Source organism: Myxococcus sp. CA023, from assembly GCF_010998615.1.
Taxonomy (GTDB): Bacteria; Myxococcota; Myxococcia; order Myxococcales; family Myxococcaceae; genus Myxococcus.
In genome coordinates this window covers 39,267-51,625 of the sequence record NZ_JAAEAH010000042.1, presented here as the reverse complement: position 1 = coordinate 51,625, position 12,359 = coordinate 39,267, and the positions used below count along the sequence as shown (strand labels likewise).

Sequence of the window (12,359 nt, the reverse complement as noted above, 5' to 3'; positions counted from 1 at the left end):
CCCTTTGAATCGCCCTGCTGTCAGGGAGATACGTTCGGCCTTGGAAGGTCTGGTTGTTCCGGGTGGGGGCGTTCGTAGACTCTTGCTGCCTGGGGCTGACACGGCGGGGGACTGACATGGCCGACGAGGTGCGCACCACGCAGTGTTGTGTCGTGGGAGGAGGCCCGGCGGGGATGATGCTGGGCTTGTTGCTGGCACGGGCGGGGGTGGAGGTGACGGTGCTGGAGAAGCACGCGGACTTCCTGCGTGACTTCCGCGGCGACACCATCCACCCCTCCACCCTGGAGCTGATGCACGAGCTGGGGTGGCTGGATGAGCTCCTGGCTCTGCCGCATCAGAAGGCGCCGGTGTTGCGCCTCCAGCGCGGTGCCCATGACGTGATCGTCGGAGACTTCTCTCACCTGCCCACGCGCGCGCGTTACATCGCGTTCATGCCGCAGTGGGACCTGCTCGACTTCCTCGCGCGGAAGGCCGCCGAGTACCCGGGCTTCCACCTGCGCAGGTGTGCGGAAGTGATGCAGGTGTTGCGTGAGAAGGGGTGTGTCGTCGGCGTCCAGGCTCGGACGCCGGAGGGCTCATTGGAGGTTCGTGCGTCGCTGGTGGTGGCGGCGGATGGCCGGAATTCCGTCGTGCGTCAGCGCGCCGGCCTGGAGGTGGAGGTCCTGGGCGCGCCCATGGACGTCCTCTGGTTCCGTGTCTCGCGCAAGCCCGAAGACCCCGAGGACCCCATGGGCCGCTTCGAGCAGGGACAGATTTTCGTCCTCATCAACCGGGGCGACTCGTGGCAGTGCGGGCGTGTCATCGCGAAGGGCAGCTTCGACGCCTTGCGCGAAGCCGGGCTGGCGGCCTTCCGCCAGGACTTCGCCCGGCTGGCACCCTTTCTGGCGGACCGGACCCACGAACTGGCGACGTGGGACGACGTGAAGCTGCTCACCGTGCGGGTGGATCGGCTGCGCACCTGGTACCAGGCGGGCCTGCTTTGCATTGGCGACGCGGCGCATGCCATGTCACCGGTGGGCGGTGTCGGCATCAACCTGGCGGTGCAGGACGCGGTGGCCGCCGCCAACATCCTCGCGGGGCCACTGCTCGCCCGGCACGTGACGCCCATGGACCTGCGGCGCGTCCAGGAGCGCCGGGAGTGGCCCACGCGTGTCACCCAGCGGGCCCAGGTCCTCATCCAGAATCGCGTGCTCGGGCCCGCGCTGCGAAGCCCGGCGACGTCCACCGCGCTTCCCTTGCCGCTGTGGCTGGTCCAGCACGTCCCCTTCCTGCGGCGCATTCCGGCGCGCCTGGTGGGCATGGGCGTACGGCCCGAACACGTGCGCACGCCAGCGGCGCCTCCCAGGGCCTGAGCGATTCAGGCGGGCGTCAAGCCTTGCCCGCAACCTTCGCGGCCCACCACCGCAGGCCCACGAAGAGGAAGCGCCAGTCCTTGAGGAACTCAGGGGGCTTGCGCTCGAATGCATGGCCCACGAACTGGAAGCTCCACCCGACGACGAAAAGGGCGGCGGGCACTCTCCAGAGGCGAGGGACGAACGGGGATGCGGCGGCCAGGGGAACCGAGGCCGCAATCATCGGAATGCCCACCGTATGACACAGACGGTTGACGGCATGGGTGTGGCTTTTCGAGTACTCCGAAATCCACTCCTCCCAGGAACGGTCGCCGAGCATGACGCCACGGTATGCACCGTGCGCCCGAGGAGGAAGGTGCCGGGTGGGTGCTCGCCTGGCCAGGGAGGCGTCACGGCGTGTGATACTGGAAGTCACAAACCCTTGCGCGGCGTGGCGTGAATGGCTACTCGCTTTGCGTACGTGTGAAGCTTTGCATGACCGCTTCGACCGATGAGTCGGATGCCAAGCGTCTGACGCTGACGTTGACCATCCGGATCCGCGTCCGCTCCCAAGGGCATGTGCCCGGGGCGGGAGGCCAACCACTGGGGCCTCCCGCCGCTGGCGGCTACGACTACGCGGACGGCTCCTCCCACGGGAAGTGGGGGGCGCCCATCGCGGGCTTGAGGTCGAACAGCCAGGAGGCCTTCTCGTCGTACTTCGCGAAGAAGGGCCGGCCGACGAGCTCCGGGTCGCGCGCCTGGATGAAGTGGAGGACGAAGACCTTCTCGCCGGCAATCTCCGCCACACCGTCCACGCACACCTTGCCGGGCGTGGCGGACATCGACGGGCCGCGCACCGTGCGCGCCAGTCCAGACACGCTCTGGAAGGCGTTGCGGAAGATGTCGTAAGCCTCGGCGAGCGGTACCGCGAAGTAGTCCTGGGGCCCCGTATCCCGCTCGACGAACATGTAATACGGCACCATGCCGTGGCGCAGGTGCGTGCGCCACATGCTCTCCCAGGTGTCCGGGGTGTCGTTGATGGTGCGGATGAGCGGCGCCTGGGTGCGGATGACCGCGCCGGTGCCCCGGATGCGGCGCACCGCCTCCTGGACAATCTCGGGGACCATCTCGTTGGGATGAGAGAAATGCGCCATGAAGGCCAGGCTCTTGCCGGAGGCAACCACCTTCTCGAACAGGCGCAGGATGTCGTCCGCGTCCGAATCCGTGACGAAGCGCTGCGGCCAGTAGGCCAGCGCCTTGGTGCCGATGCGGATGGCCTCCAGGTGCTCGATGTCCAGCAGCGGCTCGATATACTTGGCCAGCACGGCCTCGGTCATGATCATCGGGTCGCCACCGGTGAACAGCACGTTGGTGACCTCGGGGTGCGCGCGGATGTAGTTCACCAGCGGCTCGATTTCCCGCGAGGCGAACTTCAGGTCCGCGTCCCCGACGAACTGCGCCCAGCGGAAGCAGTACGTGCAGTACGCGTGGCACGTCTGGCCCTGCTTGGGGAAGATGAGCACCGTCTCCTTGTACTTGTGCTGGAGGCCCGGGACGGGCTCTTCGTTGGCCTGCTTGGGGACGTTGAGCTGCATCTGCCCGGCGGGGTGCGGATTGAGCCGCGCGCGAATCTGGTTGGCGGCCGCGTTCAGCTCCAGGGTTGATGCACCGGAGCTCAGCAGGTCCGCCATGCGAGCCACATCATCCGTGGGCAGCATGTCCGCCTGCGGGAAGACGAGCCGGTAGATGGGGTCGGCGGGCGCGGCGGCCCAGTCGATCAGCTCGTCCACGACGTAGCTGTTGGTCCGGAAGGGCAGCACGTGCGCCACCGCTTGCACCGCGAGCCGTTCATCCGCTGAGAGCCCGGCCCGAGTCGTCAGCTCGTCCAGGTGTCGCGTGGTGTAGGCGCGGTACCGGCGACCCGTGGACAGAGCCAGTGCGGCGTTTGACATAACGCTCATGTCTCGTTTCTCCTGCGGTAGTCAGGGCGGCCACGAGGTCCACAGCGGCCACCCTGGCTGGTGGCCGGGCGTGAGCGCACACCGTTTGACCACCAACGAGGGAGAGTCCGGTTACCACGCCGAGGTGGAAGTGTCATCCCTCCGGGGCGAGCGGGCAGCCTGGATTCCACCTTGCGTTGCAATTCACAGTGACTCTACGTCTGTAGTGGCATGACGCAAGGTGTCGAAGGTCGGGGATTCTGCTGTCTCCAGTCTCCGGGCCGAGGAGTCCCTGCCGCCGCGGCGGGCCGGTAGATACCTGACATACCCCTGTCATGCGGGCTGCCTAAGTCATGGGCGTCGTTTCACTCGTTCGAGGAGATTCCGCCATGTCGAAGGACAGCAAGCTGAAGCACTACACCGGGGGATGTCTTTGCGGAGCTGTGCGCTTCGAGGCCGAGATGGACCTGTCGGAGCCCGTGAGCCGCTGCAATTGCAGCATCTGCACCAAGGTCGGTGGCACGCAGGCCTACCCGAAGCCGAGCGCCTTCCGCGTCACCGCGGGCACGGAGCACCTGGGTGAGTTCCGGAAGGGCTCGAGCCCGAACTTCCGCTCGTTCTGCAAGCACTGCGGCATCCATTGCTTCTCCGCCGGGTTCGTCGAGGAGCTCGGTGGAGAGTTCCGGTCCGTCAATATCCAGTGCCTGGACGACGTCGACCCCGGTGAGCTCAAGGTCGTGTACTGGGACGGCCGCCATGACAACTGGGAGGCCGGGACGCGCGACAGGCCCTGGCCCATCCGGAGCTGAGCCCTCGCTCACGTCCCGCGCGGCTTGCGACGGCGAGCGAGCCGCTCCGCCTGCTCCGGGTTGAGCATCTTCACGTAGGCCAGGAGGCCGTCGAGGTGCGCGCGGTGTGCCTCGCCGTCCTTCGACTGCCCCTCCTGGTGCAGCATTGCCCGGAGCCGCCGCCGCTCCTCGCGTGACAAACCCAGCGTCGTATTCACGGTGACGCCAGTGACGCGCTGGGCACCGCCTCGGCGTTGCACGCGGGTCTTCTCGCGGTTGACCTCGAAGCCTTCCTCCTGCACGTACCGCGCGGCCAGCGCGCGGACTCGCTCCAGCGCCGTGACGTCGTCGCCGGAGAAGGTGAGGTCATCCGCGTAGCGCGTGTACGTGTAGCCGTACCGACGCGCCAGTCCCGCCAGCCGCCGGTCCAGTCGCAGCAGCACCGCGTTGCACAGGGCGGGGCTGGTGGGGGCGCCCTGTACGCAGACGCGCGGGCCCACTGGAACGTGGAAGAGGGTGCCCTCCAGTTCCACGGGCTGGCGCTCGGACTCCGTCATCAGCACCGCGAGCGTGGCCGCCACGGGATATCCGTAGCCCAGGGCGATGAGCAGCCCTCGCACCCGCGCGAAGGTGACGGAGGGGAAGAAGTCCTTCAGGTCCAGCTTCAGGACCACCCGCCGGCCCACGTGCGGCGCGGCGCCCGTCTTGATGGAGCGGCCGGGCACGAAGCCATGGGCCTGTGGACTCACGGGGAGCTTCGACACCAGGAGCGCCAGCATCTGGCGTTGCAACGCCTTCAGGCGCCGCTTGGGCGCATGCAGCAGCCGGACGCCTCCGGAGCGCTTGGGCACGGCGAAGGTCACGTAGTGCCGCACCCGCTCGCGCGGGCGGTGGATGCTGTAGTGGCGGAGCACGCCCACCGAGACGCCCAGGGCCGCTGCCACGTCCTCTTCCGTGCGCCAGACCGGCAGGCCGTAGCGCGCCAGTTGTGCCTCGTCGGGCAGCAAGTCCCTCAGGTTCCGGTTCCGCGTGCGCAGCGTGGCGGAGAACAGCCGCCGGGCCTCGGCGGCCTCCATCCACTTCTTCCGGCCCGGGGTGTAGCGGCGGACGCCCTTGGGGAGCAGCCGCGCATCCCGGCGGACCTGTCGCAGGTGCCCCGGCTTCAGGGGGCCCGACGTGGAGACCGTCTCCGTCACGACGTCCTGGGGACGGCCGTGGGCATCCAGCGGCAAGTCCAGCCCGGTGGTGCTTCGCGTCACGGGACGGCTGAACAACCCCTTGAGCCAGGAGAGGGTGGTGTCGAACCAGCTCATGGTGCTCCGGAAGAGGCCAGGGGACGACCTGCGAGGCGTTGGACCCGGGGCTCCCTGCGTTGCGTACGCTGGGACCCTGGCGAAGAGATGGGGACAGAACACCCCCGCGGCGAAACACCGCGGTACTCATGGCTCATCTGCGAGCCCTGGCCTCTCCCGAGAGCACCTGCCGTTATCGTCATTCGTCGTCTCCCGGGTCAAGCGTCTCTGTGGGCCGCCGCCGCGCGTCCGCCTCCGCCGCCCGGGCCGCGAGCGCGTCCGCAGAGGCGGGCTCGGAGCTGCTGAGTTCACGGCGCTGCGCTCGCGCCAGGCGGCTGAGCGCGAGCAGGTGTGCGCAGGGGCCCTGGTTCAGCAGGTGCTCGCTGAAGTACTCGCAGCCGCACCGGCCGAAGAGGACACGGTCCTCGTCGTTCATCACCAACTCGACGCCCGACTGCGGGCCCGCGCGGCCATGCACCACCCAGTCCCGGTGAACCACCTCGCGCGTGACGGACCCCTCCGGCGTGGGTAGCGTGCGTACCTTGCGCTTCTCTCGCGGCGCCGCGGAGGTCACCTCCACCTCGCCCGCGGCCTCCAGGCGCTCCGCTTCCTCACGGCGGGCGTCAGGCGGGTACAGACGGCCCAGGTCCACCGGCGTGGCGAACAGCTCGCGGTGGCGCCAGCGCCGCGCCTCCACGTCGAAGAGGGCACGCCCGGCCGCGCATTGCGCCGCCAGGGCGCCCGCGGCCCGCGCCGTGTCCACGCCCAGGGCGGTGGCCACGTCCTCGGTCGAGGCATGAAAGCGCTCGCGCAGCACGCCGAGCACACGCTCCGCCAGCGCGTCGTCGCGCGCCGGCTCCAGCAGCAGGTCCATGCCCGCGGTGTTCGTCCAATGATTCGCCGTCCACCCGGACAGGCCCAGCAGGAAGCGCACGCCGCCGGGCAGGTGCGCGACGTAGAAGTGCGGCAGCGCGCGGCCCTTCAGGTAGATGTCCACCCGCTCCGCGTAGGGCAGCAGCGGCTCCAGCAGCCGCAGCCGCCGGCGGCCCCAGGTCCGGATGATGCGAGGCGCCGTGTACCCGTGGGCCGCGCCCTTCAAGGGCACGGGGTGCTCCCAAGGCTCCAGCATCAGCCGCGCGTCTTCGCCCGGGTGGAGTTCGTAGCGCAGCGCGCGCGGTGACACCTTGGCCTTGGTGTGGCTGAGGAAGCGCACCGCGGCGAGCAGGTCCACCGGCCGCGCGGTCAGGCGGGTGCCGGGCATCGCCATGCCGCCCTGGAGTTGGAGCAGGCCTCGCACCCAGGGCTCCGGGACGTCCACCTTCTGCTCGAAGCGACCGCCCGCGCCGGTGGTGCGCACGTCGAGTCCCTCCGGGCCGATGCGTAGGTGTGTCTCCCGGGTGGAGCGCATCTCGGCCAGCGCCGCCCACAGCCAGGCGGTGAAGTCCACGTTGGTGGTGCCGCAGCGCACCTCGCCCTCGGGCTCGAAGAGGCCGCGGTCCACGATGACGAGCCCGTAGGCGCTCTGGTCCTGGCTGAAGGCCTCGAAGAAGACGCGGTCGGGGTGCACGGTGATGAGCGGGTCCAGCAGCCCGCCGCCCCACGTCTCGTTCCACGCGTCCGATTGCCAGATGAGCCCGCCGAGCGCCTGGAGCGCCATCCGGAGAGACAGGACGTCCCGGGCCACGCGCGCGTGGAAACGCACGGGGCGGTGCGCGTCCGCGGACAGGCTGAGCTGCGCGCGCTCCCGGGTGGACTCGAACACGGAGGGCGTGGCGTAGAGAAAGCTGGAGGCCGTCACGCGCCGTCTCCTTTCGCGGGCAGGCCGAAGACGTGGGGGACTTCCGCTGTGTCTCGCAGCTCGGGCCAGCGCGCCAGCATGCGGGCCAGCAGCGCCATCAGCGACTCCTTGGGATAGCGCGAATCCGGCAGCGCGAAGGCGTCACGCACGCGCGGCACCAGCACGCGGGCGGCCTCCACGCCGTGGGCGGCGGCGTTGGCCAGCGCGTCGAAGGCGGCGTGACGCGTGCGCCGGTGCAGGGGTCTCAGCAGGGTGGCCTGGAGCAGGTCCAGGTTCTGCGCGGCCACCTCGCGGGCCTTCGCGGAGTCGCGGCCGAGCAGCCGGAAGGCCAGCGCCTGGACGTGAATCTGCGGCGCCTCCAGCAGGTCGCGCACGGCGCGGGGCTCGGCCAGGTAGAAGTCGTCCGAGCGGAGGAAGAACAGCCGCGCCAGCCGGTTCTTCTCCATCAGCCCGTCGAAGGTCCAGATGGAATGGGCGGGCAGGGCGCCCAGCGCGTTGGCGGCGCGGCGGGCGAAGACGCCGCCCTCCTTCGGCAGGGCCTCGTAGTGCGCGGCCATCGCGTCGAGCACCTTCTCCCACTCCTTCGCGCTCCCCGTCGCCGGGAGGTGCATGGCGGCGCGGCTGGCGAGGTAGTCCAGCAGGTCCTCGTCGTTCGCTTCCAGCGCGCGCATCACCAGCTTGGGGTACGCGGCGCGCCAGCCCGAAGCGACGTGCATGCGGAAGGGGCCGCGTACCAGCTCCGGAAAGCGCGCGTACAGGGCGGTGGCGGTGGCGTCCGTCAGCGGCTGCACCCGGGCCAGGCCCAGGCCGGGGAGATTCCATTCGCCGCCCGCGCCCGCCAGTTGGAGCAGCCGGCGCCGAGTCCGGGCCGGGAGCGATGCGTCGTCCTGCACCAGCCGCAGCACCTCCGCGTCATACGTCTCCGCCATGGCCGAGGTGCGCAGGAGCGCGCCCCATACATCGTCCCAGTCCCGCGCCCGCGCGAGCGCCAGCAGCTCCGGGAAGCCCTTCGCGTCCTTTCGTCCCAGCGCGCCCCAGCGAGGCGCCACCGCCTGCAGGTGGCCGAGGAGGTAGGGCACCACGTCACGTCCGCGCGCCTCCGCCAGCTCCACGAAGAGCCGCGCCGCGCCGGGCATGGGCATCTCCGGGTGGTGTGCCTTCAGCGCGGCGACCAGCTCGGCCGGGGGCTGGACGGTGCGTGCGAGCGCCAGGGCATCACGGCACCATGTGGGCTCATCCACACATCGCCGGTAGAGCGCGGAGGCCAGGGCCGCGTCCCCCCGCGCCTGGGCCCGCTCGCGCAGCGTGTTCCACATGGGCTGGCGCTCGGGGGGCCATCTCCACGGCAGATGCTCCAGGATGAAGGGCCGGGCGGCCTCCGCGTCCAGCGCGTCCAGGGCCAGGGCGGTGGGCTCGTCCAGCCGACCCCAGTCGATGTCCATCTTGGCAAGCTCGGTGTGCCGCGCCGCGCGCGTGGGCGCTTTCTGGACACGCCGCACCACCTCGGTCCGCCAGAACTCCGTCTGCCGGGGGGCGCGCAGGCCCGCGAGCTTCCAGGCCAGGAGGCGACGGAACATCTCCACGTCGTCGGCGCGGTCCGCGTCGAAAAGCCAGACCTCCAGCGCGGAGGCATTCTCCCCGAGCCAGGGGTTTCCCCACTTCCCGTCGGCGGTGACGCTGCTGGGCGAGAAGTAGGACAGCATGAGGGGGCGGAAGCGGACGCGGTCCCTGGCGTGGAGGGCGGGCCCCCACAGCCAGGTGAAGGACGGGAAGGCGGGGCGGCGCGCCAGTTCCTCGAGGGCGGCACGGAGTTCTTCGTCGGACTGTGTCCGGGACAGGACGCCACGCAGGGCGGCGTCCATCTCTTTGACCTCTCGGCGGAATCGCCGCTCCCAGCTTTCGTTCACGCTCCCCGGTTTACACCGCCCGCTCCGGGAGACACAGGGGTGAAGCGGTCAACCCATGTAGGAAGGTGGGTCGCTGGCGGGAAACGAAGACATGGAGCCTTCGGCGACGATGTCGCGATTGCCCGCCGCGTCGCGTGACTCGCCGGGGAGGATGTTCCACCGTCCGTGTTCGCCCGCGCCGTACCGCGACGGGTCGCGAAGGCTGGAGGCGCGTGCGTCGATGACCACCGGCATGCGGCTGCACGCGCGCCACTGCGCCGCGAGCAGCGCGGACTGAACGGCCGCGTCGGCCAGGAAGACGGCGGAGCGCCGCTTCCGGTTCGTGGCGTACGTGGAGACGTCGACCACCAGGATCGTGAGCGCGCTCCAGATGCCCAGCTTCCTGAGTTCCGGCGTGACGCGGCCATGGCGGTGCGCGGACAGGAGCGTCGCGCCCACCGTGCCGGCGAGTCCGCCCACCGTCTTCATCAGCCAGCCTTCGCGGATGGGCCCGGTGAGCCGGGTGACCCGCTTCTGCTGGAGCCAGGGCAACAGGCCCTTCAGCAGGAAATACGCGCCCTGGACTTCGGCCGGGTCTCTTCGGAAAAACGAAGCGAGTCGTCTGTTCATCCGCTCTCTGCCTCCCGCGCTCAAGGTGCTTCCTGGGGCGGGGAAGGGCACCCGGGCCGGGCGGACGGGCAGGCGCCACCCTGGAGGGCAGGCGGGCTGTACTGTGCAGCTCCACGGCCTGGGGCCGAACCATGGCACCAGAGAGGATGACTCGGATGTGAGGGACTCCTGGACTCAAAGGGGCAGGGACGTCAGTCCAACTGGGTGGAGACGATGGGGTCCTGCGCCGCCGTGTTCCACGGCAGCGAGGGCCACCAGCGCTCGGGGGAGGACGGCGCACCGGGTTCGACGCGCTCACCCGGCTTCGGGACGATGACGTTCACGCCCGTGGCCTCGCCCGCCGCGAGCACGCGTTCAATGGGCTCCGTCCATCCGTGGAGCGCGAGGGTGAACAGGCCCCAGTGTACCGGCAGCAGCACGCGCCCCCGGACCCACTGGTGCGCGGTGACGGCCTGCTCGGGGCCGATGTGCCAGTCGGGCCACGCGCTGTGGTACTGGCCCACCTCAATCATCGTCAGGTCGAAGGGCCCCAGCCGCTCGCCAATGTCCTTCATGGCGGGGAACAGACCCGTGTCGCCCGAGTAGTACACGCGGTGCTTGGGGCCCAGGAACGCGAAGCCCGCCCACAGCGTCGCGTCCTTGTCGATGCCCGTCCGGCCCGAGGCATGCCGGGCGGGGGTGCAGACGACCTCCAGCGCTCCCACGCGCGCACGCTCCCACCAGTCGAGCTCGATGATGCGCGACTCGGGGATACCCCAGCCCACCAGGTGTGCGCCGACGCCGAGCGGCACGATGAAGGAGGTGTCCCAGTCCTTCATCGCCAACAGCGTTCGATGGTCCAGGTGGTCGTAGTGGTCATGGGAGATGGCGACCGCGTCGACGGCGGGCAGCTCCGTCAGCGCCAGGGGTGGGGCGTACCAGCGGCGCGGTCCTATCCAGCTCAGGGGCGACGCGCGCTCACTCCACACCGGGTCGATGAGAATCCGCTGACCGTCCAGCTCCACGAGCGACGTCGAGTGTCCGAACCATGTGACGCGAAGGCCGGTGGCGGGCGGCGCGCCGAACGCGCTCCCGTCCAGCGTCACCGAGGGCAGCGCTCCCTGGGCAGGGCTCACGTCGGGACTGGCGCTGAACATGCTCGCGATGGAGCCCCAGGTGTCGTTGCGCAGGGGCTGCGGGTTGTCGAAGTGCCCGTCCTGCCACTGGGGCGAGCGCTCCATACGTGCCCGCCGCGCGCCGTCCGCGGCCTGACCCAGCGCCGGCCAGGCCTGGATGGCGACCACCGTCAGCAGCAGGGCCAGCAGCGCCGCCATTCCCATTGCCGCATACGCCAGCCTTCTGCGCCACGTCATGCCGTCCACCCGCGCTCGTCGTTAGGCGGCGATGAATTGACGAAATAGTCCATTTTTGTCAATTTGATCCGCATGGCGGGCACCAGGAGCGAAGAGCGTGATGCGTTGCGCCGGACGGCGATTCTCGACGCCGCCCTGGAGTGCTTCCTGCGCTTCGGCTACGCGAAGACGTCCCTGGATGACATCGCGAAGCGGGCGAACCTGTCGCGGCCGCTCCTGTATCTGAAGTTCAAGAACAAGGAGGGCATCTTCGCGGCCGTCTTCGAATCCCTGTTCGAAGCGCGCTACCCGCGCGTGGAGCAGGTGCTGGCGCGGCCGGGCGCCGCGGGCGACAAACTGCTCCAGGTGTACGAAATCATCCTCCTGGAGCCGTGGGAGTTGATGGCCGGGGCGCCCATGGCGTCCGAGTTCTACACCGCCTGCGAGCGGCTGTTGCCGGAGGTTGAGGCGAGACACCGCCGACGCTGGCTCAAGTACACGCAGGCCGTTCTGGAGTCGCGGCCGCTCGCCGAGGTGTTCTTGCTGGCCGTCGACGGGCTCCAATCCGACCTGCCCACGACGCGGGTGTTGCGTCAGCGCCTGGAGTTGCTCGTCAAGCGCTTCACGGGCTGAGGGCGGCGGATCCGCGGGCCACGCTCGGCGCGCAGCTCCCGCTGTTGTCGGGTGACGCACGGCTGGAGACCGAGGACCTGCTCGCGCGTGTCTCCGCGGCGGTGTCACCCTGCTACCGCTGACCGGGCGCCCCCGGTATCTCCCCAGGGGCGTTCCGACGTGGCGCCGTGCCAGCCTTCATGCCGGCGCGGTGCCAGGGTTCTCGCTACGCCCGTGCAGGGGCCAGCGCCGCGCGCTTGCTGTAGGTGTCGCAGAGCTCCAGGTATTCGTCGCTGTCGATGTCGAGCGCCGCCACCCGCATCTTCTTCGTCTTGGGCTTGTCCAGCGTGGTCTTGATTTGAATCATCTTGAGCGTGGGGATGCCCATGTAGGACTGGCTGTAATAGGTATTCTCGGTCATGTCAGCCCATTCAATCAGCAGGCCATCCTCGAAGCGGATGCCATCCCGGCCGATAATCAGCGCGGGCTTGTCCAGGTTGCCCAGCGGCCTGATGCAGTTGTAGAGCATCCAGAGCATGCAAAGGTTGACCGCCCCGCAGAGGGCCATCACGCCCGGGCTGTCCGCCAGCCGGAAGGTGAGGATGCCACAGAGGCCCGAGGCCACCGTCCAGATGACCGCACCGATGATGAGCTTCGTGCGCGAGTAGTAGACCTCGCGCGGCTTCTGCGTCTTCTGCTTGTTCTGCGAGGAGCTGTAGATTTCCATGAAGTGCGACCTGTGAGGGGAGAG

11 protein-coding genes are annotated in these 12,359 nt (G+C 69.5%); 3 read left to right on the top strand and 8 right to left on the bottom strand.

Going from position 1 to position 12,359, the window contains the following annotated elements; translation table 11 throughout:
• Positions 1–116: 116 nt before the first annotated feature.
• The gene (locus F8M74_RS19515; protein ID WP_141255799.1) at positions 117–1,352 is read left to right on the top strand and encodes an FAD-dependent oxidoreductase; all 1,236 of its coding nucleotides are present in this window, start codon (positions 117–119) and stop codon (positions 1,350–1,352) included.
• 16 nt (positions 1,353–1,368) lie between these two features.
• On the opposite strand, the gene F8M74_RS19510 is transcribed toward F8M74_RS19515, so the two are convergent.
• Both F8M74_RS19510 and F8M74_RS19505 read right to left on the bottom strand, forming a co-directional pair.
• On the bottom strand, positions 1,369–1,671 hold the full coding sequence (locus F8M74_RS19510) for an Mpo1-like protein (protein WP_141255801.1): 303 nt from the start codon (positions 1,669–1,671) through the stop codon (positions 1,369–1,371).
• Between the two features lie 292 nt (positions 1,672–1,963).
• Positions 1,964–3,292: a KamA family radical SAM protein gene (locus tag F8M74_RS19505; RefSeq protein ID WP_141255803.1), complete on the bottom strand. Its 1,329-nt coding sequence runs from the start codon at positions 3,290–3,292 to the stop codon at positions 1,964–1,966.
• A 368-nt stretch (positions 3,293–3,660) separates the two neighbouring features.
• Here F8M74_RS19505 and F8M74_RS19500 point away from each other — a divergent pair, with 368 nt between their 5' ends.
• A complete protein-coding gene (locus tag F8M74_RS19500) occupies positions 3,661–4,080 on the top strand; it encodes a GFA family protein (protein ID WP_141255805.1) in 420 nt (139 codons plus the stop codon).
• Positions 4,081–4,088: 8 nt separating this feature from the next.
• Here the strand turns inward: F8M74_RS19500 and F8M74_RS19495 are convergent, their stop codons facing one another.
• The 5 genes from F8M74_RS19495 to F8M74_RS19475 all read right to left on the bottom strand — a co-directional run bounded on the left by F8M74_RS19495 (position 4,089) and on the right by F8M74_RS19475 (position 11,017).
• Entirely contained in the window at positions 4,089–5,372 is a 1,284-nt protein-coding gene (locus tag F8M74_RS19495; protein ID WP_141255807.1) for a reverse transcriptase family protein, read from the bottom strand.
• A 178-nt stretch (positions 5,373–5,550) separates the two neighbouring features.
• Positions 5,551–7,149: a hypothetical protein gene (locus F8M74_RS19490; protein WP_141255809.1), complete on the bottom strand. Its 1,599-nt coding sequence runs from the start codon at positions 7,147–7,149 to the stop codon at positions 5,551–5,553.
• Positions 7,146–9,011 carry a gliding motility protein gene (locus F8M74_RS19485; protein WP_216620254.1) on the bottom strand — a complete coding sequence of 622 codons (1,866 nt, stop codon included), beginning with the start codon at positions 9,009–9,011 and terminating at the stop codon, positions 7,146–7,148. The genes F8M74_RS19490 and F8M74_RS19485 overlap by 4 nt, the downstream gene beginning before the upstream one ends.
• 93 nt (positions 9,012–9,104) lie before the next feature.
• A complete protein-coding gene (locus tag F8M74_RS19480) occupies positions 9,105–9,665 on the bottom strand; it encodes a hypothetical protein (protein WP_141255813.1) in 561 nt (186 codons plus the stop codon).
• Between the two features lie 191 nt (positions 9,666–9,856).
• Positions 9,857–11,017, bottom strand: coding sequence for an MBL fold metallo-hydrolase (locus F8M74_RS19475; RefSeq protein ID WP_141255815.1), 1,161 nt, complete (start codon positions 11,015–11,017; stop codon positions 9,857–9,859).
• Between the two features lie 72 nt (positions 11,018–11,089).
• On the opposite strand from F8M74_RS19475, the gene F8M74_RS19470 reads away from it, so the two are divergent.
• Positions 11,090–11,629 carry a TetR/AcrR family transcriptional regulator gene (locus tag F8M74_RS19470; RefSeq protein WP_171410324.1) on the top strand — a complete coding sequence of 180 codons (540 nt, stop codon included), beginning with the start codon at positions 11,090–11,092 and terminating at the stop codon, positions 11,627–11,629.
• A gap of 205 nt (positions 11,630–11,834) precedes the next feature.
• On the opposite strand, the gene F8M74_RS19465 is transcribed toward F8M74_RS19470, so the two are convergent.
• Positions 11,835–12,335 carry a hypothetical protein gene (locus F8M74_RS19465; protein WP_141255819.1) on the bottom strand — a complete coding sequence of 167 codons (501 nt, stop codon included), beginning with the start codon at positions 12,333–12,335 and terminating at the stop codon, positions 11,835–11,837.
• Between the last annotated feature and the right edge of the window lie 24 nt (positions 12,336–12,359).